We start from the raw sequence: 25,560 nt of genomic DNA, 5'->3' as shown, positions 1-25,560 counted from the left end.
TGATCCGCCGGACAGGCCCTAAGCGTCTGCGACGCGATTCAGGGTGCCGTGCCCGCCCTGTCATGCCGTGATCAGTGCGTCCAGTTTCCCTTCCTTCGCCTCCTCGACGAGCGAGGAGAACTGGTCGGCGCTCATCTGAACGCGCTGGCCGAAGTCGTCGGTGATCACGATGCGGCGCTCCTCCGGTGCCTGGGGGTCGATGAACAGCTGGGGGAAACCGCAGTTGCAGTTTCCGCAGAAGGTCGCCACCTCTTGGAGGCCCGTAAGATCGTTCATGTCCCAGCTCCCTTTGCGCAGTTGTGACGGCGTGCTGCGGTCATACCCGGCGGTGTTTCGACGAACGCGGCCACGGGCCATGGAGCGGGAGCACGCCCGAAGCGATGACCGCTGCGTCGCGCCCCACATGCTTCCGTGGGCGGGAGTCGTTCGGGAACCTCAAGCGGTCCCCGAACGACTTCCTGGAAAAGGGGAATCAGCGACCCGCGCACCGTCGTCACACGAGCAGGACGAGCATCACCCCCATCCCGACGGCCATCGCCGCGTGGCAGGCGGGCTCGGAGGCTTCGCTGTGAAGGAGCGCGGTGGTGCCGCGGGGGGTGGCAGGAGTAACGGCGACGCGCCCGTGGTCGAACGCCTGGGCCAGCCAGCGCAGTCCGAGGATTACGAGAGCGACTGCGAGGAGGCAGGCCGTCCACTGGTCGCCGGCCCGGGACAGGGTCATGGCGCTGGTGGCGTTGGTGCCGGCCATGTCCATTCCCGGCATGTCGTGGCCCGCACCGCCCGCGCCGGCGGCCATCCCTGATCCGTTCATCACGGTTGCCATCCAGGCCATGGCCCCCATCATCACGATGTGGGGCAGCGCGGCCACCAGTGCGGCGGTGCGGGTGTTCGCCCGCGAGGCACGGGCCAGAGCAGCGGCGGCGAACCACACCCCTCCTGCGGAGAAGACGACGATCTGTGGACCGGCGGGGAGGTCCATGCCCCAGGGCCAGGCCATCGCGGTCATCGCGAACCCCATGACGGCGTGGAGGGTGTGCTCCACCCGGTTGGCCGGCGTACGGCCCGGCGCTGCCGTCGACCACAGCGCGTAGAGGGCGGGAAAGGTGAAGAGTGCGGTGAGGATCCACCTCAGTCCGGTCGCGTTGATCACGCGGCCACCTCCGTACGCTCGGTGCGGCGCCGGCGGCGCGCGCCGATGATCAGGTCGACAGCCAGAAAAGCCAGCAGGGGCAGGCCGAAGAGGGGGACGTAGTAGCCGATCATGGCGGTCAGTAGCACGGCCGGAGCCAGGAACCAGCCAGGCAGGCGACGCCAGGCACCTCGTGCCGGTGCCCGGCCGAGCACGAAGCCTTCGGTGCGGGTCGGCCTGCGCAGCCACCACATGCGGTAGCCCCGCAGGATCATGCCGATGAGGGCGACGGCGAGCAGAGCGAGCGCGATCTGGTTGGCGAGTCCGAACAGCAGGCCCATGTGGGCGTCGATACCCCAGTTCGTCATCTTGGCAAGGAGCGGGTAGTCGGCCCAGTTCGCGCGGTCGGTGACCTTACCGGTGGCGGGGTCGACGGCCACGGTGTCGTGGCGTTCTGGCCAGCTGCGGGTGTTCTCCTTGACCACGTACGTGGTCTGATCCTTGGTCGGCGGTGTCACATCGAGTACGCCGCGCAGTCCGGCCGCGTGCGCGGAGGCCACGACCGCGTCGATCCCCACGTCCTTCACGGGTACCGATGCGGACTCCTTCCCGGCGGCGCGTCCGGGCAGGGTTGTGGACACCGCCGGGGTCGGTCCGGCCAGCGCCGACTGGATCTTGCCGATGCTCGCCCCGGCATGCACGGACCAGGTCATGCCGGTCGCGGACAGGCCCAGCAGACCGATCGAGGCCCAGACGCCGACGGTGGCATGCCAGGACATGGTGCGTCGGCGCCCCTTCGCACCGCCCTGGGGCACGAGCACGCGCCGCAGCCGCCGGCGTGAGCGCGGGGCCGTGAGCCACAGGGCGAGGCCGCCCAGGACTTCCACCCACAGCCAGCTGGCGGCGATTTCGCTGTAGTTGCGGCCGAATTCGCCGAGGTTGAGGTGCCGGTGGAAGCCGTCCACCCAGGCTCGGACCGGGAGCCACCACCCGGCGAACGTCCGCTCCTGGCCGAGCACTTCACTGGAGTAAGGGTTCACGAACGCGGTCTGCGTGTAGTTGTCGGGCAGGCCGGGCTTGTCGAAGACCACGCGGGTGCTGTCCGTGCGGCCGGTGGCCGGGGCCACCGAGAACAGCGTGCCCTCGGGGACCGCCTTGCGTGCCGCCGCCACCTGGGCGGAGAGCGGTTCAGCCTCGCCGTGCGGGGTGACCTTGAGTTCGTGGCGGTAGACGACCGCCTCGATCTGCGGTGTCGCGGTGTACATCAGCCCTGTGATGGCCGCGACGAGCAGGAATGGGCCGATGACGACGCCGGCGTAGAAGTGGAGGCGAAGCAGCAGGGGACGCAACCCGCTCCACGACACGGGAGGCTTGGAGCCGCCCGACGACGTAGCGGCTTCAGCGATCCGTCCGTGAACGCTCTCCTCGTGGCCGGCCTCTGGGACGTTCAGGCCGGGATCTGCTGTGGATATGTCCGTCGCAGCTTGCGCTGTGTGGCTTTCCGCCATAACGGGCCTTTCTGTAACGGAACGTTGTCCACCGCTCCAGGCGGTCCGGTGTAGTGGTCGGACGCGCGGGCGGACGAGTTCCATCCGTCTTGGCGTGACCGGGGTCACGTCGAAGAGGTGCGCGGGGGAAGACGGCCGACGCCGCCCGGATCTGCCGTACGCAACAGCAGCGACACGACAGGAAAGGGTCGGCGTCGGCCTACGCGAGGTCAGGCCGCGACGAGTTCGGACGCCTCGTCAGGCAGCGACGCGGCATCGGACAAGCACTGCACCAGAAACACGCGCGCCCTTGAGACGCGCGAGCGCACTGTGCCCACCGGGCAACCGGCCAGAACCGCGACCTCCGCATAGGACAGGCCCAGGAGTTGCGTGAGCATGAACGCGTCGCGGCGGTCCGGTGGCAGCGCGTCGATGAGTTCCATGACAGCGATGCCGTCATCGAAGCCGGGCAGCCCCCTGGGTTGCGTACGCTCGGCGGCGCCTTGCCAGTCGGCGGTGTCGGCGATACGTGGCCGCACCGCGGCACGTCGCATACTGTCGGCCACCACACGGCGCGCGATGGACAGAAGCCAGGTGCGGGCCGACGAGCGGCCCTCGAATCGGTGCAGGCTCGACAGGGCACGCAGGAACGTGTCCTGGGTCAGGTCGTCCGCTGCTTGCGCGTCCTGGGCCAGGTACGTCACGAATCGGCGCACGTCCAGCTGAAGTGCGCGCACGAATCGTTCTGCTGCGTCGCTGTCTCCGCGCGCGGCGGCGAGAGCGATGGCGGTGACCGTTTCGTCGGTCACCGCGGGCAGGGCAGGAGTCATTGCCCGGGGTCCCTTCTCGGATCCCGCTCCGCGCACACGTGACAGGCCGTCGGCACAGGTCGCCGCACGCCTCACGGGCGCGTCACGGGAAATCGGGATGAAAGCCGTGCAGCGCAGGCGCGTGCACGGGGAGCACGTCCGGGCAGCGGTCAGCTGCCGGGCACGTGGAACCGGCTGTCATGCGACAGCAGGCGCTCCGGGTGGACCTCGGGTCGTAAGGGTGTGGACGAGTAGTCGCGACTGCAGGCGCCGCACGATGGGGACGGCGTGCCGGACAGGCGGGGGGACGTCGCTGACCGGCCAGACGGCAAGGATCAACCGCAAGGGTACGAAGGCCCGGTCGGCGGCCGCCCGCAGGACGCGGAACGTCGCCCGCTCCCCCAGCGCCAGCCAGATCCCGCAGACAAGCGCGGCGGCCAGGTGCGCGGCCAGCATGCCCCACGACGCAGTTCCCGACATTCCTCCCATGTGATGCATGCCGGCCATGGAGTGCATGCCCGCCATGTCGTGTGACATCGGGTCGCCGCTCCGGGCAGGCGGCAGGTGCATCTGGCGCGTCAGGCCGTTCTGCACCACCAGGTCGTAGGCACGTGCCGCCGCCTCGGGCGTGGGATTGCCGCACAGCAGCAGGCGGCCCCACTGCTGGGGGCCGGCCGACGAGGACATGCCGGATGCGGGAGACGGACTCGCGAGCGACTGCGCCAGCGTGAAGGCGACGTGCAAGCACGCCTGCACCGCTACCGTCAGGGCGATCACGGTGTGCCGCCCGCGTTCCCTGGCCGCGAAGACCCAGCCGGAAAGTCCCGTCCCGGCGGCCGCCAGGGCCAGTACCGGCCACGGCAGCGGCGTACCGGACATCAGCACGTGCCCCAGCGCAGCGAGTACGACGCTCACGGCGGCGAACACCGCGGCGCGTGACGCGCGAGACACCCGGCTGACAGACACAGCCACATCTTGGCACTGCCCGTGGGCGCCGCGAAGCACTGGGGCCGCATGCATGAGATGCGGCATATGCGCTGTACGAGGGCCGCACCGGTGCCGACGTTCCGCCCGCCGCCTGTGCCCGCACGAGGTCCCGCAGGACTTCGGGATCTCCCATCAGCCCATCGCCGCCGGCGGGAACGATCAGAAGGTCGCCCCAGGTGGGTTCCCACGCTGTCGGCGCGACGACCCTGGTGCCGAAGAAGCACGTCACCTCGCCAGGCGCCGACAGCCGCACCAGCGTGGCCTCCACCTCACCACCAGCCTGCGCGGCGTGCCCCAATACGTCGCGCAGCCCGACGAAGTGCTGCTCCTCCACTCCCGTGAGACCGGAACTCGCCCTCGACCGGTCAGAGTGACGGCTGCGACACAGGGGAACCCTGACGCGCCACCGACCGACTCATGAGAGACACGGACCGGCCGAACACCGTGCCGTCTCCGCACGTATCGGGACACGCATGCCCGCGTCTCCCCCACCTCAGGAGTGGTGCCATGAACCGAATCGACTACCGCGTCACCGGCATGAGCTGCGGGCACTGCGCTGCCGCCATCAAGAAGCAGGTCACCGCCGTCGGCGGCGTCACACTCGTGGATGAGCATCTGGAGAGGCAGACGGTCCGAGTCGAGGGCTCCGGCCTGGACGACGCCCTGCTGCGGGCCGCGATCGAGGAAGCGGGATACCAGGTGGCCCAGACCGTCGATGCCTGACACCGGGTCGGGCCGACCGGCCGCTTCGCCGGCGGGGCGGCACGGGATCCGCTCAGCGGCGCCCGTGCCACCACCTCGACGAGAGCCGGTGGAGTCCGCCACCGCCACCGGCCGTCGCGCGCGAGACAAAGAGACGGAGCACGACGCTGATGACCACACCCGCACCGGCTCCACCCCAGGCACCGGCCGCCTCTCCGAACTGGAATCCCAGCCAGCAGTCCGCGCCCGCGAGCAGAACCGTGGTGAAGACGGGCAACGACCACCCGTACACCCTGTCCCTCAAGCCCAGCAGAAGGGCCTGCGACCCGTTCGCCGGCGCCTCCCAGAGGCAGGTCTCGAAACCCGGACTATCAGGCGTCGCCATGACGGGCTCCTCACAGACGGGAGAGGCAGTGAGGCCCAACTCACCTTGCTTCAAAGAGTGTTCAATAGCTCAAAGCTGACAGACCTGTCCTGCCCACGCGTGGGGGGAGCCATGCACAGGACACAGGAACTCATCGAAGCGTCGGCAGCCGTCCCTCCGTCGACAGCGGCATCCTCGCCAGCACGGTGACCGCGCCGACCTCTGGCTGAGCGGCTGAGTGCCCGCCGTCCGCGCGCCTGCCTCAGTACACCGCCCGCTCTTCAGTGGCCAGTGGGTCCGCGGCGTAGGTCAGCCGGACCACGCCATCGGCGTCTCGCCGTGACGCTGCGGCCACACCGAAGACCTTGGCGAGAACGGTCGGTGTGAGGACGTCGAGGACGGGGCCTGCGGCCCTGACGGTCCCCTGGTCGAGCACGGCGAGGTGGTCGCAGAAGCGAGCCGCGAGATCGAGGTCGTGCAGCACCGCGAGCGTCGTGATACCGGCGGACCGGATCAGCTCCAGCAGCTCGAACCGGGCGCGGATGTCGAGGTGGTTGGTCAGCTCGTCCAGTACGAGCAGCCGGGGCTGCTGCGCCAAGGACCTTGCCAGCAGGACCCGTTGACGCTCACCACCGGACAGCGATCCGTAGTCCCGGTGAGCCAGGTGCCGTACGGCGCACAGGTCGATGGCGTCCGCCACGGCCTGCCGGTCACCTGGCCCGTCACGCCCGAGCAGACCGTGGTGCGGGGCGCGCCCGAGGGCAATCGCCTCGGTCACCGTGAGTCCTCCGGCCTCACCGCTCCCGTCCTGGAGGACGGCGGCGGTCCGCATGGCGGCGGCGCGGGGGCTCAGCTCCCAGATGTCGTCGCCGCCGACCCGGACCGCGCCGCCGGCGGGCCGCAGGGACCGGTAGACGGCGCGCAGCAGCGTCGATTTGCCGCTGCCGTTGGGCCCGACCAGCCCCACGAGGTCGCCGGGATGGGCCTCGATGTCCACGCCGTCGAGGATCGGGTGGTGGTCCAGCGTCACGTGGAGCTGGTCGACGGTGAGTCGCATCGTGTTCAGTCCAGACCCTTGTTGCGGCGCAACAGCCACAGGAAGAAGGGGGCGCCCAGCAGGGCGGTGAGGATGCCGAGCGGGAGTTCGTTGGGGCGGTCGAGCGTGCGGGACAGCAGGTCGACCAGGACGAGATAGACCGCTCCGAGCAGTGCGGACAGTGGCAGCAGTCGGCGGTGGTCGGGGCCGACGGTGAGCCGTACCAGGTGCGGGATCATCAAGCCGACGAACCCGATGCTGCCCGCGACCGCGATCACCGTGCCGGTGAGCAGGGCGCAGAGCAGAAGCAGGACCGTCCGCAGCCGGTTGACGTCGGTGCCCAGTGAGGTGGCGGTCTCGTCGCCGGCGAGCAGCACGTTCAGCCGACGACCGAACAGGGTCAGGAGAGCCGTGCAGCCCACGACGACCGCGGTGACGGCGGGCAGCTGATGCCATTGGGCACCGGCGACGCTGCCGAGCATCCAGAACATCACCGTGCGCAGCTCGTTGGGCGTGGCCTGGAGCTGTACGTAGCTGGTGGCCGACAGGAACACGTAGCCGACCGCCACCCCGGCCAGGATGAGACGGGTGGGCGCCATCCGGCCCCGCCTGCGTCCCAGCCAGAACACCAGCGCTCCGGCGATCAGCGATCCCACGAAAGCTGCGGCTGGGACACCGAGGCCGAGCAGGGCTGTTCCGCCGCCCAGGGTGATGACAAGGACGGCTCCGAGCGTGGCTCCGTAGGAGAAGCCGAGCACGATCGGATCGGCCAGGGGGTTGGCGACCACGGTCTGCAGCACCGCTCCGGACAGGGCGAGCCCCGCCCCGGCGAGGGCCGCGAGAACCACACGCGGCGTGCGGAACGTCCACACGATCTGGTCGAGCGCGATGTCGTCGGGCGCCCGCCCGATCCCCGAGACGTGGTGCAGCACGATCCGCCACACGTCGTCCAACGGCACGGTCACCGCGCCGGTGCTGACGGCGACGAGCATGACCACGACGAGCAGGAACGGCAGGACACCGAGTGCGACGGCGGCGCGGCGGCGGCCCGGTGGGGTCAGAACGCGTCCGGGTGGAGCTTCTTCGCGATCCGCTCCACGGCCAGGTCGTTGTCGGGGCTCAGGTAGATGGAGTCGGAGACCGTCACGTACGTGTGGTTCTTCGCGGCCGGCCACTGGGGGAACTCCTTGAAAAGTTTCTCGGCGTAGGCCGCGGCGTTCGGGTCCTGGTAGGCGATGACCACGAGAGCGTCGACATCGGTGGCCGCCACCTTCTCCTTGCTCAGGTCGGCGAAGGACGTCTTCGAGGCATCGGCGAAGACGTTGACGGCACCGGCCTTTCCGAGAATGTCGTTGTAGATTCCCTTGGCCACCACGGAACTGAAGTCGTTGCTGCCCATCGACATGTTCGTGAACAGCATCATGACTTTCGGCTTCTTCTTTCCTTTCACCTTCGAGGCGATGTCGGCGATGTGCTTGCGCGACGCGGCGATGATTTTCTCCGCGCGGTCGGACACATGGAAGATGCGGCCCATGTCGCGCAGCAGACGGTAGCTGTCCTCGATGGTGAGCTTCGAGTTCTCGTCGTGGCAGCCCTGCGGCGATATGTAGGTGCGCGCGCCGACGTTCTTCAACTCGTCGCGGGTGGCGAATCCGTTCTTGGCGTCGAACCCGTACGACGTCGTCGACAGGACGAGGTCGGGGCGCAGCCCGATCATCGACTCCCGGGGAATGTCGAAAGCCGCGTTCTGCTTGACGCCGCCGGTCGGCAGCTTCTTGATCGCTTCGGCACGGCCCGGGAACTCGGACATGCCGTACGACTGCTGGTTCGCGACGACCTTGTCTCCGAGGCGCAGCGCGAGCAGGGTCGAGACCTCCGCGACGGAGGCACCGTTCATGACGACGACCCTGCTCGGCGCCTTGTCGAAGACCTGACTCGTGCCGCAGTTCTCGATCTTCACGGGGTAGCCGGAGCGCGCCGCGGCGGCACCCGCGCCGCTGCCGGATCCGCCGTCATCCGCCGACGCTCCGCACGCCGCGACACCAAGGCTCAGGGCGATGACGGCCGCGACGGCGGCTACTGGTCTCGTGACGGGCATACGCGCTCCTCGAATACGGACGGCAGGGGCCGTTCGATCGCCCCGAAGCAGTAGTCGGGCTGCGCCGCGTACGGGTTCCCGATATATCCGAGAGAAAGGAAATTCCCGTCGGCTGCTCCCCGCACCGGGTCGGGGTGTGGCGATCGCTGCAGCCGACAGGAGTACGGAGCGCGCTCGGGAAGGCGAATTCCACCGCGCCCGCAGTGGAGATGCTGGCACAGGAACTGCGACTTCAGAAGTCACGGGCAACTTCCACCACCCGTGAGGATTCTCCTTCTCCCTCACGGGAACCGAGCGGTCGTCGCGGCCGACCAACTCGAATTACGGCGCACGGAAATCTGAGGTTGCCCGCATGTACCGCCCGTCATTTCAGTCCGCACTCCCGGGCCGGACGACCTCCGCCTGTACCCGCACCGTACCGCTGTGCTCGAAATGCAGGTCGAACCAGATCCGGTCGCCCGCACGCCATCCCTGGCCCGCGGGCACGGTCACATCGCTGGACATCGGCGTCATGTCCAACGTGCCCCGGGCGGGCACCTGGAGCCGGTCCACGGCGTCGCGGTAGGCCGCACTGTCCGGCGTCATCCGGTGCCGGCTCAGCCTGATCCCGCCCGGCACGGACGGCGAGGTCACCTCGGTCAACTCATCAGCCGATCCGCCCTGGTTGGCGATCCGGAAGAAGGCTGCGGTCTCGGGAGTCCCGCCCGTCGTCCGGAAGACGCGGGCCCGGGTGACGGCCACGTCGGGCGGCGTACCGGCGTGACCGAGGGAAGTCCAGGCGGTGAGCCCACCCAGGGCCACCACACACGCCACCATCGGCGCCGCAGCGGCGAACGCGGACTGTTTGAGCCGCCGCACCGGCCGTGCAGGCCCGGCGATCGATCCAGACATGGTCACCAGTTGCTTCCCGCCCGTTGCCGGGGCTTGTGCGTACGGGCAGCGGTGGGCGCGGGTTGCCAGGCCCGCAGCCGCAGGCTGTTGACGACGACGAGGACCGAGCTGACCGACATGGCCGCAGCCGCCAGCATCGGATTGAGCAGTCCGACCATGGCCAGCGGCACGGTCACGACGTTGTAGCCGAACGCCCACACCAGGTTGGCCCGGATGGTGGCGAGCGTCGTGCGGGACAGGCGCACAGCGTCGGCCAGCGCCTCGATGTCGCCGCGTACGAGCGTCACGTCGGCGGCGCCGATCGCCACATCCGTTCCCGCGCCCATGGCGATGCCGAGATCGGCCGACGCGAGGGCCCCCGCGTCGTTGACGCCGTCACCGACGACCGCGACCCGGCGGCCCTCGGCCCTGAGTACGGCGACCAGCGCAGCCTTGTCCTCGGGCGAACAGGCAGCGTGGACCGTGTCGATGGCAAGCTGGGACGCGACCGCACGGGCCGGAGCCTCCCGGTCACCGGTGGCCAGCACGGGGCGCACTCCCAGCCGGCGCAGCCGGTCCACAGCCCGGTAACTGCCCGGGCGGATCACGTCTCCCACCGCGATCAGCGCCACGACCACCCCGTCGACGCGAACCTGCACGGCGCTGTGCGCCGCCTCCTCAGAAGCCAGCAACGCATCGCCGAGCGTGCTGGGCAGATCCTCGGCGACGGCGGACACCTCCACGAGCCGCCCCTCCACCACGCCGCGTACACCGAAGCCGGGCACAGCCACGAAATCCCCTACCGGCAAAAACACTTCATCAGCAAGCATGCGCACGGCATACACGGTGATCGCCCGTCCGAGCGGATGCTCCGATCCGTCCTCGACCGACGCGGCCAAGCGCAACACGTCGCTCTCCGCCGGACCGCCGGGGACGACGGTGACCCGGGCGACACTCATGTGGCCCGAGGTGAGCGTGCCGGTCTTGTCCAGCACGACGGTGTCGATGTGCTGCAAGCCCTCCAACGCCTGGGGCCCGGTGACCAGTACTCCGAGTTGGGCGCCCCGCCCGGTCGCGGCCATCAGCGCCGTCGGTGTGGCAAGCCCCAGCGCGCACGGGCAAGCCACGACCAGGACCGCCACAGACGCGGTGACCGCAGCCTGCGCCTCGGCCTCCGCGCCGAGCCAGAAGCCCAGCGTGGTCACCGCCAGCGCCAGGATCACCGGCACGAACACCCCGGCCACCGAGTCCGCGAGCCGCTGCGCCCGCGCCTTGCCCGCCTGCGCATCGGTCACCATCCGCGTGATACGGGCCAGTTGGGTGTCCGCGCCGACGGCAGCGGCGCAGACCACCAGCATCCCGCCCGCATTCACCGCGCCCCCGATCACCCTGTCCCCAGGGCCTGCCTCGACCGGCTCGCTCTCACCGGTCACCAGCGCCCGGTCGACAGCCGAGTTGCCCTCCACGACGACACCGTCGGTGGCGACGCGCTCGCCAGGACGTACCAGAAAGGTGTCGCCGACAGCGAGCTGCTCGATGGGCACCAACCGCTCGCTGCGGCCTTCACGCACTGCGACGTCCTTGACCCCCAGGCGGGCCAGCGACCGCAGCACGGCTCCCGTCCCCCGTCGTGCCCGCGCCTCCAGGAACCGGCCGACGAGCACGAACAACGGGACCCCGACAGCCGCCTCCAGATATAGGTGGGCGGCCCCGTCGGCGGCGGATGGCACCAGCGTGAACGGCATCCGCATCCCCACCCGGCCCGCGCCGCCGAAGAGCAGCGCATACACCGACCAGGAGAACGACGCCAGGACGCCGAGCGAGACCAGCGAATCCATCGTCGCCGCGCCGTGTCGCACCCCGCGCAGCGCCCGCTCGTGGAAGGGCCACGCGCCCCACACCGCGACCGGCGCGGCCAGCATGAAGCACAGCCACTGCCAGTTACGGAACTGCAGCGCCGGGACCATCGACAGCACGATCACAGGAACCGACAGCAGGGCGACCACGACCAGCCGCGAGCGCTCGGCGCGGTCCGCCGCCGATTCCTCGTCGTCTCCCCGCGTCCCTCCCTCCTTGTCGGACCGGGGCAGGCGGGCCGTGTATCCCGCCTGCTCCACGGCGGCGACGAGCTCGTGCGGGCTGACGTCGGCAGGATGACTGACCCGCGCTCTGCCTGTCGCGAGGTTCACGCTCGCCGCGACCCCGTCGAGCTTGGCCAGCTTCTTCTCCACGCGCCGCACGCACGCGGCACACGTCATCCCGCCGACCTCGATGTCGGTGACCGTCAAGGACGGCACAGGTACGGTCCCCATCAGCCACCGCTCCCGTGTCCCATGTCCATCCCGCCCATGTCACCGGAGTCCGGCCCGCCGCCGTGCCCGCCGGAACCGCCACCGCTGCTCGTCCCGTGCATGCCGGGAGCGACCGGACCGACCGCCTGACCCACGGCGTACGAAAGCCCGAACATCGCCGCGAGCAACAGAACGAAACCGAAGAGCGCAGGTGGCGGGAGCCATCGGAGCCTCGAACGGTGCACGGAGGACGGTGGTGACGCGGAGGCTTGCTCGCCTCCATGGACTTGGCTCACTGCTTCTCCCGATCGTGCCGGCCACCGCTCCCCCAGCGCCATGCCATGGCTATGGGGCGCACGGTGTCTTGCCAGTAGTCGGATGCGGGCGCGCCCGCGTTCCCGACTGGCCACGTGATGCGCGTCACATGACCAGTCGCCGCACACGGGAGCCGGCCGTGCCCCTCAAGCGGGCACCATCCACCTGGTGGACCGGTGTCTCCGGGTTGCTACGCTGCGCCTGCCTCCCGCGGGGGAAGCCGGTGCGAGTCCGGCGCTGTCCCGCAACGGTGTGTGTGGCCTGCCAGGTCACGCGAGTCCGGTCACCCGCGGCAGGTGTGCAACCCGTCAACCGCTCGCCGCGGACTGCGAGCAGGATCCCCAGAGCTCCCGGGCTTTTCTGGTGCCCTGCGCTCTCCACCGGTGGCACCGACCCGGAGGATGTGCGCCACCGTGTCCCGCACCACCACCCCCTCTGCCCCCGAGGTTGTCCCAAGGGGACGAATACCTACTGCGCAACTGGTCATCGGACTCGCACTCGCGTTGATCGTCTCGCTCGCGTGCGGGGTCGGGCTCGGAGCGACGGGAATGGGCTGGGGGCAGGTACTGCGGCTCATGTGGGCCGGCCTCAGCGGCGGGAGACTCGGCACCGACGATGCGGGGGCCTACACCATCGTGTGGGAGATCCGCTTCCCGCGCGTCGTGCTGGCCGCCGTGGTCGGCGCGGGGCTCGCCGCTGTCGGCGTCGCGGTACAGGCACTGGTGCGCAACGCGCTTGCCGATCCCTTCGTGCTCGGTATCTCCTCCGGCGCCGCCGTCGGCGCCAACGCGGTCATCCTGTTCGGCGCGCTCGCCGGTCTCGGCGTCTGGGCGCTCTCCTTCTCCGCCTTCGTGTCGGCGCTCGCCGCGACCCTCATCGTCTACGCGGTGGCCCGCTCCCCGCTCGGGCTCAGCCCGCTGCGGCTGATCCTGACCGGCACCGCGCTCGCCTACGGCTTCCAGGCCGTCACGACCGTCATGGTCTTCGGCGCCGAGCGGGGCGAGGCGGCTCGTGCAGCGATGATGTGGCTGCTCGGCAGCCTGGGCGGGGCGACCTGGCCGAAAGTTCCGCTGGCGGCAGGGACGGTCCTGGCGGGGTGGCTGTGGCTCAAGCTGCGGGCGGGCTCGCTCGACGCGCTCTCGATGGGCGACGAGACGGCGGCGGCCCTGGGTGTGCCGCCCGACCGGCTGCGGCGTGAGCTGTTCGTCGTGACGGCGGCTGTGACGGGCACGGTGGTCGCCGTGAGCGGGGCGATCGGTTTCGTCGGGCTGATGGTTCCACACCTCGTACGCATGCTCGTCGGCGCGTCGCACCAGCGGGTGCTTGCGGTCGCGCCGCTCGCCGGGGCGGTCCTGCTCGTGTGGGCCGACGTGCTGTCGCGGGTGCTGCTCGCACCGACGGAATTGCCCGTCGGCGTGGTCACGGCCGCCCTCGGTGTGCCCGCGTTCCTGCTGCTCATGCGGCGCGGGGGCCATGCGCTGACAGGCCGTTGAGGCCGCGCCTCCCGCAGCGCACCCGTATCTGTCCCCGTTCCGATGCTTGATGTGAAGGAGGAGTTGTGCAGCTCGACGTGGAAGGCGTTTCGGTCGAGGTGGCCGGCACACTGCTCGTCGACGAGGTGACCCTCGGCGCACCCGACGGAACCTTCGTGGGTCTCGTAGGCCCCAACGGCAGCGGGAAGTCGACGCTGCTGCGGTGCGTCTACCGGGCGCGACGACCCGACGCCGGCGTGGTCAGGATCGAGGGCGAGGACGTGCACCAGATGCCGCCGCGGGCCGCGGCGCGCCTGCTCGCCGCGCTGCCGCAGGAGTCGACGGCGGACTTCGACTTCACGGTCACCGAGGTCGTCGCCATGGGCCGCCTGCCGCACCGCGAGCGCACCGCCGCGCGTGACGGGCAGATCTGTCGTCAGGCCCTGGAGCAAGCCGGAGTGGCACACCTCGCCGCGCGCGGCTTCCTGTCGCTGTCCGGCGGTGAGAAGCAGCGGGTGCTCATCGCCCGCGCGCTGGCCCAGGAACCACGCGTCCTGGTGCTCGACGAGCCCACCAACCACCTCGACATCGCCCACCAGCTCGACGTCCTGCGCCGGGTGCGTGCCAGCGGCCCGACCGTGCTCGCCGCGCTGCACGACCTCAACCTCGCCGCCGCTCACTGCGACCGGCTGCATGTCCTGCACGGCGGCCGCGTCGTCGCCTCGGGGTCCCCGGACGAGGTCCTCTCCCCCGAGCTTCTCGCCGACGTCTTCAACGTCCGAGCACACCGGGTGCGCCACCCCGAGACCGGCGCCACCCAGTTCCTCTTCGATCCACTGGCACCCTGACACCCCTTCCGGAAGGCCCCCGTGCGCAAGCTCATCTCCTCCGCCTCCCTCGGCCTCGCCGCCGCTCTCACGCTGACCGGCTGTGGCGCGAAGGTCGCGTCCGACTCCAAGGCCGCGAAGTCCCCGGCGGTGACCGTCACCAACTGCGGCAAGCAGGTCACGTACGACAAGCGCCCCGAGCGGGTGGTGACCAACGATGTCGGCATCACGGAGCTCATGTTCGCGCTCGGCCTGGAGGGCCGCATGGCGGGCTATGTCATGCCCGCTGACAAGGGCTCCCTCGTCGGCCTGCCGTACAAGGACGCGTACGACAAGGTGAAGTGGCTCTCCAAGGACCACATCACCAAGGAGATCGCCCTGAACGCGCGTGCCGACCTCGTCTTCGCCGGCTGGAACTACGGATTCAACGAGAACGTCCTGACACCGGACGAGCTGCACAAGGACGGCATCGACACGTATCTGCTCACCGAGTCCTGCCGCAACGCCCGTACAAGCACCTCGCGCGGCATCATGCCGCCGCTCGACGCGCTCTATACGGACCTGGAGAACCTCGGCCGGATCTTCGGCGTCGAGAAGCGCGCCCAGAAGCTGATCAAGCAGTACAAGGCCACGGTTGCCGCCGTGCACGCAAAGGCCCCCAAGGGCACGGGCCGGCCCTCGGTCTTCCTCTACGACAGCGGCCAGGACCAGCCGTTCACCTCCGGCCGCTACGCCGCGCCCGAGCAGATCATCAGCGAGGCCGGGGGCGTCAACCTCCTGCACGACCTCAAGGACTCGTGGACGACAGTCGGCTGGGAGACGGTCGTGAAGCGGAATCCGGACGTCATCGTCATCAACGACTACGGCTCGACGAGCGCGGAGCAGAAGAAGAAGTTCCTGCTCTCCTACCCGCCGCTGCGGAACGTGTCCGCGATCAAGCACAAGCGGATCTACACGCTGGACTACGCCGATCTGGTCGAGAGCCCGCGCAACCCCTCGGCGATCGAGCGGCTGGGCGCGTACCTGCGCCAAAGCACTGACGGCTCCTGAGGGTCAGGCGGCGGGGCCGAATCCGCTGCTGAAAACAGTGGCTTGCGGGAGCGTCGACGTCTCCCGCTGTCGCCGCGGCCCCGGTCGGTACGGCTTCTCCAGTGCGAGATCTGCCGGAGTGAGGGGAAAACCAGAGGGCGTCTGAGCCTCCTTCGTGGTTCCCACTTCCCTCGTCGCGGCATGGCGCGACGGCGTACCTTATTGCAAATAGGTTGCAACTACGCTTGATGTGCGAAAGAGGTTGTGGTGGGTTCTGCGGTGGTGCTCGGGATCGAGTCCTCGTGCGACGAGACGGGCGCCGGTCTTGTGCGTGACGGGCAGTTGCTGGGGCATGCGGTGGCGTCGAGCATGGACGAGCACGCCCGTTTCGGTGGAGTGGTCCCGGAGATCGCCGCGCGGGCGCACGTCCACTCGTTCGTTCCCGTCGTGAGGGAGGCGCTGGAGCGGGCCGGGCTGCGGATGTCGGACATCGGTGCTGTGGCGGTCACCACGGGGCCGGGTCTCTCGGGTGCGTTGCAGGTCGGGCTGGCCGGGGCGAAGACGCTGGCCTTCTCGCTGGGCGTGCCGCTGCACGGGGTGCATCACCTGGCGGGTCATGTGGCGGCCGACACCCTGGAGCACGGGCCGTTGCCCGACCCGTGCATGGTGCTGATCGTGTCGGGCGGGCACACGTCGCTGCTGCTTGTGCGCGACCTGGCGCGGGATCCGATCGTCCACCTGGGCGACACCATCGACGACGCGGCCGGGGAGTGCTTCGACAAGGTGGCCCGGGTGTTCGGGCTGCCGTATCCGGGTGGGCCGGCTGTCGACCGCACCGCGCGGGAGGGCGATCCGCGGGCGGTGGCGTTTCCCCGGCCGCTGAGCGGGTCGCGGGATGCGCGTTACGACTTCTCCTTCTCTGGGCTGAAGACCTCCGCTGCCCGTTGGGCGGAGCAGTACCGGCTGCGGGGCGAGGAGTTGCCGCTCGCCGACGGGGCGGCCTCCCTCCAGGAGGCCGTGGCGGATGTGCTGACGCGTAAGGCGGTGGCGGCCTGCGGCGAGCACGGGGTGGGCACGCTGGTCGTGGTGGGCGGGGTGGCCGCCAATTCACGGGTGCGGGCGCTGGCCGAGGAACGCTGCTCGGCCGCCGGGATCACTCTTCGGGTGCCGCCGCTGAAGCTGTGCACCGACAACGGCGCGATGATCGCTGCTGTCGGTGACCTCCTGGTCCGGGCGGGCGCCCAGCCGGGCCCGCTGGATGTCTCGATCGACCCGTCCGCGCCGCTGGAGTACGCGGCCCTGCACCCCGTCTCCCGCACTGCCGCGAGAGCGGCATGAGCGACGCCACCGCCGTCCGCCGCGTGCCCGGCCCGGAACTGCTGGGCCACGTGGAGGGCGTGCGGCAGGTGTACGCCGAGGCGTTCGGCGCCACGCCCTGGTCGCAGGACGAGGGGGCGGCGGGCCGATTCGCAGCACGGCTGGCCGCTGACGTCATACGCCCCGGGTTCGTAGCGGCCTTGGCGTTGGACGGTGGCGTCGTGCTGGGCTTCGCGACGGCCTGGACCACGCCCGCCGCGTTCCCGGCCGACCACTGCTATCCGCAGGTGACGGCCTCACTGGGCGCTGAGCGTACCGCCGCCTGGCTGTGCGGAGCACGGGAGGTCGATGAACTCGCCGTACTGGGCGCGGCACGCGGCCGAAGCGTCGGGGCCGCGCTCCTCGACACCGTGACGGCCGACGCACCGGGCGGCCGCTGCTGGCTGCTGACCTCGGTACGCGCCGAGTTACTGAGGTTTTCAAGGCGGGGTCGGTGGGTTGATGGCCAGTCTTGTGGCGATGAGGCGGGGCCGGAGTTGGATCCTGCGCAACTCGCTGCGGAGCTTGCGGTCGGGGTCGTCGGGGGTGGCGAAAGCGGTGTTGGCCATTGCTCTGCGCACGAGTGACCAGACAGCCTCGACCGGATTCAGGTCGGTGCATACGGCGGAAGCCGGACGGTGGTGAGCCAGTCGTGTTCGGCCTCGTACCGCTTCACCCCGCGGCCAGATGGGTGTTGAGATTGTCCCAGACCACCACGATCGGTCCGTCGAGCTGGATGTGTGCCCACACCAGGAGGTCGCGATAGTCCTGCCAGGAGAAGCTCTTGCGGGCGCCCTTGAGCAGGAGGTACGTGCGGGGCCGGTGGATGACACGGCTCTTCTCGCCGGCCTTGTAGCAACACAGCGCGGCAACCGAGGTCCGGCGGCGGGACCTGCCACGCACGCGGATGACGGGGGTATGCCCGCGCCGGCCCCAGCTACGGGCACGGGGCGGCGTCATCGAGAAGCCGGCCTCGTCCTCGAAGACGATCCAGGCCCCAGAGGCCGCCGCGAGCCTTTCGCCCGGGGCCACACCTCCTTCTTCCACAGCTCCACCGCGTGCTCGTCACGCTCCAGTGCTCTGCGGGCGGGCGCCTGCCAGGACCAGCCGTGCCGTTTCAGTAGCCGCCACACCGTCGCCACCGACACGCTCACTCGCAGCCGACGGTGGATCACCACCTGGACCCGGACCAGGGTCCGGCGTTCGTCTTCGAAACCGTGCGTCGCCGGGCCTTTGCCGAGTTCCTCCTCCAGCAGCCGAACTGGGCATCGGTGATGGTCGGCGAGTTCGCCGGGCCCGCGGATCGCAGGCAGGCCCTCCATGCCGCCCTCGCGCCAGGTCCGACGCCGGCGTTCCACCGACCGCACGCTCACTCGCAAGTCCTTCGCGATCACCAAGGTCTTCTCACCAGCCGCGAACCGCTGCCCGGCCTGAAGCCGGATCTCCTCACGAAACGCCCGACGCTCAGCGGTCAGGCCCCCACCCTCCGAATACCTCACCCCACCGGCATACCGCAGGAATTAAGAACCGTCACCACCCGACGACAACACGAAAACCTCAGTAGAACTTGCGGAATACCCAAGGGGCGGAGGGCTACGCCGACAGGGCCGGGCAAGACGGAGCCCCCGTACGGATCAGTGAGCATTTTACAGCGTGGCCACCGATCGGGTGTCGATGGTGCAGGGTGGGGGCAAGGCCCGCAACGGACTAGCCCCGGCGCCATTGAGCTGTCCGGCAGAGCGCTGAGACTGTTCAGCCACTACGGCAGCGTGCTGGGCAAGCATCTATCCGGCCGACCACGGCGGCGGATCCTCGCGGGTCGCCGGTCTCCCCAGCGGCTTCTACTGCGGCCTTCAGCGGGCGGCCAGTTCCGTAAGAAGCCAACAGGTCCGGTCCAGGTGCCTGGCGAAGGGTGTCGGCCTACCAGTGGGTGCAGCAGCGTGACCGGCAACGAGTCCAGCCCGGCCGGAGTGCCAGGTCAACTCGGCACTTCTTCCCGTAGGCGGTTGTGGCCCGCAGGGGCGGGGAGAGCGTTGCCGATGAGGACGGCGGCAATGGCGGCGGCGGCGGGGAAGGCATCGGCATTGAGAACCCGGGTGCGGGCCGCGGCGCCATCGATGAGCAGCGCGAGCTGCTCGCCGAGCTGCTCGGGGTCGGCGGCGCCGGCTTCGCGGGCGGTGTCGGCGAGCCGCGCGGCAACGGCCTTCTTGTAGTCGCGTGCGTACTGGGACGCGGGGTGCTGGGGGTCGTGGAGCTCGACGGCCGCAGCGATGTACGGGCACAGGGGTGTGTCTGGGGAGATGTCGAAGGCAGCGAGGAGCCGTTCTCGGGGTGTGAGGTCGGTGCGGTCGAACACGCCGGACAGCACGGAGGGGTCGAACCGGCGCAGGTACTCGGCGACGAGTTCGTCCTTGCCGCCGAAGTGCTGGTAGGCCGTCCGCTTGGACACCTCGGCCGCCGCGCAGAGCTCGTTCATGCCGGTGCGGTTGATGCCCTGCTCGCGGAAGAGCTTCTGGGACGCGCTGATGATGCGCTCGCGGGCACCCCGGCCGCGGCGGCTACCCGTGGGGCCCTTCTCCAACTCCGTCATGGGTCCACCGTACCGCAGCTAGGTAACGACCGGTGTACATAGCTTGCGCCCTGACCACCCGCCGCGTACGTTAAGCACACTAGACGGTGTACTTAACTCCGTCGCCCCAGGCACACACGGCACCACGGACCCAAGGGAATGACTATGGGAAAGCTCGACGGCAAGGTCGCGGTCATCACCGGCGGCACCACTGGCATGGCGCTGGCCGGCGCGAAGCTGTTCGTCGACGAGGGAGCGCACGTCTTCATCACCGGCCGCCGCCAGGACGCCCTGGACGAGGCCGTGAAGCAGATCGGCCGCAACGTCACCGGCGTCCAGGGCGACGCCGCCAACCTCGACGACCTGGACCGCCTGTACGACACCGTCAAGCGGGAGAAGGGGAGCCTCGACGTGCTCTGGGCCAGCGCCGGCGGCGGCGCGCCCGCCCCGCTCGGCGAGATCACCGAGGCCCAGTTCGACACCTGGTTCGGGCTCAACGCCCGCGGCACCCTGTTCACCGTCCAAAAGGCCCTCCCGCTCTTCAACGACGGCGGCTCCATCCTCATGACCGGCTCCAACGCCTCCCTCGGCGCCTTCCCCGGCTGGAGCGTCTACGCCGGCAGCAAGGCCGTCCAGCAGGCATGGGCCCGAATCTGGCTCAACGAGCTCAAGGACCGCCGCATCCGCGTCAACGTCCTGACCCCCGGCCAGGTCGCCACCGCCAAGCAGGAAGAACTCTTCGACGAGACCACCAGGCGCCAGTTCGAGTCCCTTATCCCCCGCGGCCAGATGGGCCGCCCAGACGAAATCGCCACCGCCGCCCTCTTCCTCGCCTCCGACGACTCCAGCTACGTCAACGGCATGGAACTCGTCGCCGACGGCGGCACCACCGCCATCTGAACCCAACAACACGCACCAGGACAGGACACCTCATGAGCAACATCAGCATCATCGGCACCGGGAACATGGCCCGCACTATCGGCGCGCGAGCGGTAGCGGGCGGCAACACCGTCGAGATCATGGGCCGCGATCAGTCCAAGGCCACCGACCTCGCCAAGACTCTCGGCGGCGCCGCCACGACGGGAGAATGGGGCACCGCCCCGGCCGGGGACATCGTCATCGTCGCCCTGCTGCACGACGGCGTCGTACCGGCCGTCGCCCAGTACAGAGAAGCTCTCGCGGGCAAGGTCATCGTCGACATCAGCAACCCCTTCAACTCCACGTTCGACGGGCTGGCCCACCGCGAGCAGACCTCGATCGCGCAGGAAGTCGCCAAGACGGCACCCGCAAGCGCCAGCGTGGTGAAGGCGTTCAACACCGTCTTCCGCCATGTCCTGGAAAAGGGTCGGCCCGACGTCTTCCTCGCCGGCGACAATGCGCAGGCCAAGGCAAGTGTGGAGGCGTTCATCGAGAGCCTCGGGCTGCGCCCGCTGGACGTCGGCGGCCTGACAATGGCGCACTGGCTGGAAGGAGCGGGCGTGGTCACAGTGGGCCTGGCCAACCACGGGGTGGGGAACCTGGACTTCGCCCTCAGCATCACCGAGCTTCCCGTCTGACCGGACGGTTGACGGAACACCGAAGGGGCTCGTCATGAAGCTTGGTTTCACACTTCCCATCATCGGGCCCGCTATCCGCAGCGCCGCTGGCCTGAGCGCGTTCTGCCGCGGAATCGAGGACCTTGGCTACGACACGCTGTGGGTCGGCGATCGCCTGGTCCAGCCGGTCGAGATGCACAGCACCTATCCGGGCAGAGAGCAGCCGTACCCGCCGCAGATGAAGCGATACCTTGACCCGGTGCTGCTGTGGACCGTCGCCGCGACGGCGACCAGCCGGGTGCGGCTGAATGCAAGCACGCTCAGCACCTTCTACTGGGAGCCACCGCACCTGGCCCGGATGCTGACCACACTCGACGTGCTCAGCAACGGACGTCTCGAAGTCGGCGTGGGACTCGGGTGGATGAAGGACGAGCACGACATCTCCCGCAGCGCGGACTGGCACCGGCGCGGGCGGATGCTCGATGACCTGCTGGCGTTCCTGCACGAGTGGTGGACGGCCAACCCGGTTTCCTGGGAAAGCGAGTTCCTCTCGCTGCCGCCAGTCCACGCCGACCTGCGACCGGTGCAAGCAGGCGGGCCACCCATCTGGATTGGCGGCACCAGCGAGGCCGCGATGCGCCGGGTTGGCCGCAGCGCCACCGGCTGGCTCGGGATCGATTTCCTCCCGGACGAGGTCACCGACCAATTGTGGTTGCTCGCGCGCCAGGCGGCGCAGGGGGCCGGCCGCGATCCCGACGCGCTGAAGAAGGCCATCCGTATCAACCTCGAACCGGGCACGTCCGTTGGTTCGCTGGCCGACAAGCTCAAGCGCTTGACCGAGTCCGGTGCGGACGAGGCGTTCGTGGACGCCTTCGCACTGTTCCCCGACCTTGAGCAGATGCTTGACTTCGCCGGCCAGGTGATCGCGCGTACCGGTCGGTTGTGACCACCCAGGAGCAGTATGCCAAGGACTTCCTCGCCTGGTTACCCGTCGGGAACACGGAACGCTGCGCGGCTTAACGTCCGGCCCTACTGGGCCAGGAGCGCGGTGCCCCGCGGCCTTGGCCCAGTGGCACTCAGACATTCAACGCGTTTCGCCATCGAGACTGTTCAACGAGGCGGGATCATTTGCACCCCCTGCGTGCTATGTCTGCCGCGTAGCCGAGCCTCGTGTTGCCGGCGTCGTGGGACCAGGCCACCGCGCAGGTGATTGAGAGGCCCAGAACCTCGCTCAATACCGACGCCGAGATCTACGCCGCAAGGTCCAGCAGGGCTGTGTTGCGGCTGGCGCGAGCACGGATGCCGAGCCTGTTGAGCCGTACGGTCAGGTGGCTTGCAGTCATAGCTTGTCCGGCGCGGCCGCCTGGGAAGAGCCACGGGCCTTGGCCGTTCTGTCCCAGGACAGCGAAAGCCTGTCGGCTACGGACGAGTTCGAGGAGCAAGAATCCCAGCGGCTCAGGAATCTCTACTGGTCGGGATCCCAGCTGGAGCTGAACGCCATCGGCTTCAGCCAGGATCTTGTCTGTGGTGAGCGGGGCGACGCGGGACACCGGCTGGCCGTAGAGCACGACGAGGCAGCCAGGCCACCCTGTCCGGCAGGGCGAGATCTGCGTCGTGGAGAAGGCGTTTGCTGATCTGCCAGCGCTCGTCCTCTTGCTTGAGTCGCTCGGTGCCGCGCGACGTACCCCGCGGGGGAACGTGCACCGCGAGAGTGTGGCCTCGTGCAGCGGACCACAGCAGGAAGCTCCTGGCCTGGGTGTGCTTCCGGCCGGACTGAGCCAGCCATTCGTCGATCTCAGCCTGATCGCAGGTCGTAACACCGCTTCCGCGTCGGCGCAGCCAGCGTTGCAGAGCAACCGCCGCGTAGATGTCGTGCCGCACGGTTTGGCACTCCCCGCGCGTGACAGGGCGGCGCCGCGCGCGGGACCGCAGACGCCTGAGGTGGCGAAGCGGCTGATGAGCGCCCGCTCCTGCCGGTCCCCCACCTGTTGGAGAAATACGCTCAGCCAGCGCTCCAGCGAGGCTAGCTGCTCATCTCGGGCGGGCAGCACGTCGGTGGCCACCAGAGCGGCTCGCAAGTACGTCACGGCCTTCGATTCCGGCATCTCGTCCAAGGTGGCGTGTGTGACGGGGCCAGTGCCCTCGGCCAGGGTGCGCAGGATCTGCTTCGGCCGCTGGTGGGAGAGCCAGAGCAGCAGCGATGACGCCTTGGACTCGGCCAGCGCCGAGAAGAGGGGCTCGAGCTCCGGGCGCAGATCTCCACTGGGATTCATCAGGGCAGCGTGCAGCTGCCGCGGAGCTGCACAGGCAGCGCAGAGTCCGAAGTGGTGCAGGCGTTCGTGTGTGCCGCATTGAACGCAGTGGCGTCGCGACGAGGGGTGCTTGCGGTAGCAGATTGTGCACAGTGGACCTGCGTCGATTCGTCCGTAGACCCGCATGGTTCGTCCGCAGTCGACACACGGTTCCCGGCGGCGGGCGCAGGATTCGCACAGCCCGTCGCCGTTGTCCAGGCGGACGAACACGGCCCGGACGGCGCTGCACCGTGAGCATGGGGCATGTGCGCTGCGGTCCCCGCAGGCCGCACAGCGAGGAGCCTCGGACGTGGAGTAGTGGCATGGCCTCTGCTGTCCGCAGACCGAGCAGGTCGTGACGGGTGGGCGCCAGCACGTTCCGCAGATGGCGTGGCCGTCGGCGTCTTTGACGGTCCAAGGCCACAGGCGGCCGCAGAGGAAGCAGGTGCTCATGTTGGCGGGATCGCGGCGCATGCACGGGTAGCACAGGGGCTCGCCTTCGTGGGTGCGTGTGGCGACGTGCTTGGTCTGGCCGCAGCAGCTGCAGGGCTCTTGGCGGCTGGCCTCGTAACAGCCGCGGCAGCAGCGAGCGTCCTTGTCGCGCCACTTCAGGGGCTTTGCCAGCCCGCAGACGGCGCACGGAGGGAGGACGATCTGGGCAGCGCCTGCGTTGAGCAAGCCATTGATCAGCGAGATCACTGCCGGGGAGCCTTGGGCACCCTCACCGGTGAGCAGTCTGGGGCGGTGGCGGAGTTGCGCGGCAGCCTTCCGTCGCTGGTGGGCGTGGGGCAGCGCTTCCTGAGGATGACGGTTGTGCCGTCCTCGGCAGGTGGGTGCTTCTGGCATCTGGGGAGGCCGTCCTGGTCGTGACGGAAGATCGGGAGGTTCTTTCCGCAGATCGCACAGGGCTCCCGCGGCTCGCCTCCCGTCGTCTTGCGTTTGCAGTGGGAACACAGCCGACGTTCCCCGTCCCGGTGCTCCAGTGACGTTGTCCGGCCGCACCCGGCGCCCCTCCAGTACATCCCCACCCCGGGCACCGACACCGACGCCCCGCAGACGGCCAGCCGGCGTCCGATGGCCCGGTGGACAAAGACGGGATCGAGGCACTGCTCTCCTGGGCGAAGGACCACCCGGCCGCCGCCATCCGCAACAAGGCAGCCCGCATCCACAGCGACCTCTCCGAGCTGACCGCACGGCGCGAGAGCGACGATGCCCAGCGCGAGGGCGAAGAGCGTGTCACCAAGCTCAAGGCTGAACCGGAACAGGCACAGGAGAAGCTCCGCACCGTGAAGGCCAGCGGCTGACCCGCAGCGCCCGCCACAGCCGCCACGCAGACCGGCACCAAGCGCAGCAAGCAGCAAGGAGCAGCTGACCGCGATCCGGACGTGGGCCTTCGCCCATGGCCACCAGGTCGCTTACGCCGGAGTAATCCGCAAAGCCGTGATGGATGCGCAGGACACGGCCACCGCACCACCCTGGCGCAGGTGAGCTGATGGACACCCAGCCCCTCACGGTCGACGGCTTCCTCTACGCCGTCCCCACCCCCGGCGCCAGGCCGGGAACCGAACTACCTGCTCCGGTCCTCGCCCGCACCCTCGGTATCGACATCACCGTCGCTGTCAACTGGCAGCGAGCGCCGCCGGCGATTGGGGCGCCTATGCGGCCGAGGTCAGCTGCCGAAACTCGGAAGCCTGACCTGTCCGATGTCAGACTCCGCTGACATGCTGCTTCTCATGACAACGCCCGAAAGGACGCCCGACCTCGCTCAGATCACCGACGCCCGCGAGGTCACTCCCGAACTCCGACGCCAGCTGATCGACTGCTGGATCGCGGTCACCAACTCGGGCGGCGCCGCCGGATTCCCCTTCCCACCCGTCCAAGACAACGATGTCGCACCGGTCGCGGACAAGCTCCTCGGCCGTCTCCACCGCAACACAGCCGACTCATCACCGCCAGATTCGACGACGTTCTTGCCGGATGGGTTGTCCTCAACCACGATCCCTACCGGCTCGTCGGGCACTGGGGCACGGTCAACCACCTTCAGGCCCACCCCGAGTTCCGCGGGCGCGGTGTCGGCTCCGCCCTCATGCGTGAGCTGCGGAAGTTAGCCCGCAACGACGTGGGGCTCGAACAGCTCAATCTCGCTGCCCGGGGAGAAGAGGGTCTGGAGGACTTCTACAGCCGACTCGGACGGCGTGAGGTCGGTCGCTGGCCCGGGGCCCTCCGCCTCGCGCCCGACGACACCCTGGACGAGGTCCTGATGCTCCTCGATCCCCTCTGAGCGCGGGGGTATTCCCGGAGTTCCAATACCCGAGTCCACCATTAGCCGTCTTCCAGGACGACTTGATCAGGACCTACCGCGGCTTCCTCGACTATCGTCGCGTGGCACGTCC

Annotated in this window: 25 protein-coding genes, 1 pseudogene and 1 riboswitch; of the genes and pseudogenes, 12 read left to right on the top strand and 14 right to left on the bottom strand. The window is 69.4% G+C overall.

Annotated features, from left to right (window positions below; all coding sequences use genetic code 11):
- Window positions 1-60: 60 nt before the first annotated feature.
- The 5 genes from OHB13_RS37165 to OHB13_RS37145 form a co-directional block, all read right to left on the bottom strand.
- Window positions 61-276: a hypothetical protein gene (locus tag OHB13_RS37165; RefSeq protein WP_328380156.1), complete on the bottom strand. Its 216-nt coding sequence runs from the start codon at window positions 274-276 to the stop codon at window positions 61-63.
- A 217-nt stretch (window positions 277-493) separates the two neighbouring features.
- Window positions 494-1,150, bottom strand: a complete 657-nt coding sequence (locus OHB13_RS37160) for a DUF5134 domain-containing protein (RefSeq protein WP_328380155.1) — start codon at window positions 1,148-1,150, stop codon at window positions 494-496.
- Complete coding sequence (locus OHB13_RS37155; protein ID WP_443062987.1) at window positions 1,147-2,637, bottom strand: PepSY-associated TM helix domain-containing protein; 1,491 nt, start codon at window positions 2,635-2,637, stop codon at window positions 1,147-1,149. Before OHB13_RS37155 ends, OHB13_RS37160 begins: the two co-directional genes overlap by 4 nt.
- A gap of 209 nt (window positions 2,638-2,846) precedes the next feature.
- Entirely contained in the window at window positions 2,847-3,446 is a 600-nt protein-coding gene (locus OHB13_RS37150; protein WP_328380153.1) for a sigma-70 family RNA polymerase sigma factor, read from the bottom strand.
- A 177-nt stretch (window positions 3,447-3,623) separates the two neighbouring features.
- Window positions 3,624-4,340 carry a hypothetical protein gene (locus OHB13_RS37145; protein WP_328380152.1) on the bottom strand — a complete coding sequence of 239 codons (717 nt, stop codon included), beginning with the start codon at window positions 4,338-4,340 and terminating at the stop codon, window positions 3,624-3,626.
- Window positions 4,341-4,919: 579 nt separating this feature from the next.
- Between OHB13_RS37145 and OHB13_RS37140 the strand changes: the two genes are divergently transcribed.
- On the top strand, window positions 4,920-5,135 hold the full coding sequence (locus OHB13_RS37140) for a heavy-metal-associated domain-containing protein (RefSeq protein ID WP_328380151.1): 216 nt from the start codon (window positions 4,920-4,922) through the stop codon (window positions 5,133-5,135).
- Between the two features lie 52 nt (window positions 5,136-5,187).
- On the opposite strand, the gene OHB13_RS37135 is transcribed toward OHB13_RS37140, so the two are convergent.
- The 6 genes from OHB13_RS37135 to OHB13_RS37110 form a co-directional block, all read right to left on the bottom strand.
- Window positions 5,188-5,499 carry a hypothetical protein gene (locus tag OHB13_RS37135; RefSeq protein ID WP_328380150.1) on the bottom strand — a complete coding sequence of 104 codons (312 nt, stop codon included), beginning with the start codon at window positions 5,497-5,499 and terminating at the stop codon, window positions 5,188-5,190.
- A gap of 241 nt (window positions 5,500-5,740) precedes the next feature.
- Window positions 5,741-6,535, bottom strand: coding sequence for an ABC transporter ATP-binding protein (locus OHB13_RS37130; RefSeq protein ID WP_328380149.1), 795 nt, complete (start codon window positions 6,533-6,535; stop codon window positions 5,741-5,743).
- Window positions 6,536-6,540: 5 nt separating this feature from the next.
- A complete protein-coding gene (locus OHB13_RS37125) occupies window positions 6,541-7,506 on the bottom strand; it encodes a FecCD family ABC transporter permease (protein WP_328380148.1) in 966 nt (321 codons plus the stop codon).
- Between the two features lie 65 nt (window positions 7,507-7,571).
- The gene (locus tag OHB13_RS37120) at window positions 7,572-8,612 is read right to left on the bottom strand and encodes an ABC transporter substrate-binding protein (protein WP_328380147.1); all 1,041 of its coding nucleotides are present in this window, start codon (window positions 8,610-8,612) and stop codon (window positions 7,572-7,574) included.
- Window positions 8,613-8,981: 369 nt separating this feature from the next.
- Window positions 8,982-9,503 (bottom strand): copper chaperone PCu(A)C, encoded by a 522-nt coding sequence (locus OHB13_RS37115; RefSeq protein WP_328380491.1) that lies wholly within the window; start codon window positions 9,501-9,503, stop codon window positions 8,982-8,984.
- 2 nt (window positions 9,504-9,505) lie between these two features.
- A complete protein-coding gene (locus OHB13_RS37110) occupies window positions 9,506-11,794 on the bottom strand; it encodes a heavy metal translocating P-type ATPase (protein WP_328380146.1) in 2,289 nt (762 codons plus the stop codon).
- A gap of 507 nt (window positions 11,795-12,301) precedes the next feature.
- A riboswitch (cobalamin riboswitch) is annotated at window positions 12,302-12,377 on the top strand.
- A gap of 112 nt (window positions 12,378-12,489) precedes the next feature.
- Here OHB13_RS37110 and OHB13_RS37105 point away from each other — a divergent pair.
- The 5 genes from OHB13_RS37105 to OHB13_RS37085 all read left to right on the top strand — a co-directional run bounded on the left by OHB13_RS37105 (window position 12,490) and on the right by OHB13_RS37085 (window position 17,359).
- Window positions 12,490-13,581, top strand: coding sequence for a FecCD family ABC transporter permease (locus OHB13_RS37105; RefSeq protein WP_405945237.1), 1,092 nt, complete (start codon window positions 12,490-12,492; stop codon window positions 13,579-13,581).
- Between the two features lie 65 nt (window positions 13,582-13,646).
- Entirely contained in the window at window positions 13,647-14,408 is a 762-nt protein-coding gene (locus tag OHB13_RS37100; protein WP_328380145.1) for an ABC transporter ATP-binding protein, read from the top strand.
- A gap of 21 nt (window positions 14,409-14,429) precedes the next feature.
- Complete coding sequence (locus tag OHB13_RS37095) at window positions 14,430-15,437, top strand: ABC transporter substrate-binding protein (RefSeq protein ID WP_328380144.1); 1,008 nt, start codon at window positions 14,430-14,432, stop codon at window positions 15,435-15,437.
- 246 nt (window positions 15,438-15,683) lie between these two features.
- Complete coding sequence (gene tsaD, locus OHB13_RS37090; protein ID WP_328380143.1) at window positions 15,684-16,754, top strand: tRNA (adenosine(37)-N6)-threonylcarbamoyltransferase complex transferase subunit TsaD; 1,071 nt, start codon at window positions 15,684-15,686, stop codon at window positions 16,752-16,754.
- Window positions 16,751-17,359, top strand: coding sequence for a GNAT family N-acetyltransferase (locus OHB13_RS37085; protein WP_328380142.1), 609 nt, complete (start codon window positions 16,751-16,753; stop codon window positions 17,357-17,359). Before tsaD ends, OHB13_RS37085 begins: the two co-directional genes overlap by 4 nt.
- On the opposite strand, the pseudogene OHB13_RS38860 reads toward OHB13_RS37085, so the two are convergent.
- Window positions 17,249-18,271, bottom strand: a pseudogene (locus OHB13_RS38860) (IS630 family transposase); the annotation flags it as partial. The gene OHB13_RS37085 and the pseudogene OHB13_RS38860 overlap by 111 nt on opposite strands.
- A gap of 479 nt (window positions 18,272-18,750) precedes the next feature.
- Window positions 18,751-19,362 (bottom strand): TetR/AcrR family transcriptional regulator, encoded by a 612-nt coding sequence (locus tag OHB13_RS37070; RefSeq protein ID WP_328380140.1) that lies wholly within the window; start codon window positions 19,360-19,362, stop codon window positions 18,751-18,753.
- 144 nt (window positions 19,363-19,506) lie between these two features.
- Between OHB13_RS37070 and OHB13_RS37065 the strand changes: the two genes are divergently transcribed.
- The 3 genes from OHB13_RS37065 to OHB13_RS37055 are packed head-to-tail and all read left to right on the top strand — an operon-like array spanning window position 19,507 to window position 21,822.
- Window positions 19,507-20,241 (top strand): SDR family NAD(P)-dependent oxidoreductase, encoded by a 735-nt coding sequence (locus OHB13_RS37065; RefSeq protein ID WP_328380489.1) that lies wholly within the window; start codon window positions 19,507-19,509, stop codon window positions 20,239-20,241.
- A gap of 32 nt (window positions 20,242-20,273) precedes the next feature.
- Complete coding sequence (locus tag OHB13_RS37060; RefSeq protein ID WP_328380139.1) at window positions 20,274-20,897, top strand: NADPH-dependent F420 reductase; 624 nt, start codon at window positions 20,274-20,276, stop codon at window positions 20,895-20,897.
- 34 nt (window positions 20,898-20,931) lie between these two features.
- Window positions 20,932-21,822 carry a TIGR03619 family F420-dependent LLM class oxidoreductase gene (locus OHB13_RS37055; RefSeq protein WP_328380138.1) on the top strand — a complete coding sequence of 297 codons (891 nt, stop codon included), beginning with the start codon at window positions 20,932-20,934 and terminating at the stop codon, window positions 21,820-21,822.
- 304 nt (window positions 21,823-22,126) lie between these two features.
- Here the strand turns inward: OHB13_RS37055 and OHB13_RS37050 are convergent, their stop codons facing one another.
- Entirely contained in the window at window positions 22,127-23,149 is a 1,023-nt protein-coding gene (locus OHB13_RS37050) for a hypothetical protein (protein WP_328380137.1), read from the bottom strand.
- Between the two features lie 1,100 nt (window positions 23,150-24,249).
- Between OHB13_RS37050 and OHB13_RS37045 the strand changes: the two genes are divergently transcribed.
- The 3 genes from OHB13_RS37045 (at window position 24,250) to OHB13_RS37040 (ending at window position 25,448) form a co-directional block, all read left to right on the top strand.
- On the top strand, window positions 24,250-24,471 hold the full coding sequence (locus OHB13_RS37045; RefSeq protein ID WP_328380136.1) for a hypothetical protein: 222 nt from the start codon (window positions 24,250-24,252) through the stop codon (window positions 24,469-24,471).
- Window positions 24,472-24,535: 64 nt separating this feature from the next.
- Entirely contained in the window at window positions 24,536-24,655 is a 120-nt protein-coding gene (locus OHB13_RS38855) for an Lsr2 family DNA-binding protein (protein WP_443063009.1), read from the top strand.
- A gap of 331 nt (window positions 24,656-24,986) precedes the next feature.
- Window positions 24,987-25,448: a GNAT family N-acetyltransferase gene (locus OHB13_RS37040; RefSeq protein WP_328380488.1), complete on the top strand. Its 462-nt coding sequence runs from the start codon at window positions 24,987-24,989 to the stop codon at window positions 25,446-25,448.
- Window positions 25,449-25,560: the final 112 nt, after the last annotated feature.

Origin of the sequence: Streptomyces sp. NBC_00440 (genome assembly GCF_036014215.1) — a bacterium.
In the GTDB taxonomy this organism is placed as follows: domain Bacteria; phylum Actinomycetota; class Actinomycetes; order Streptomycetales; family Streptomycetaceae; genus Streptomyces.
Note: the sequence above shows the minus strand (reverse complement) of the source record. Positions and strands in the feature narration are given on the sequence as shown.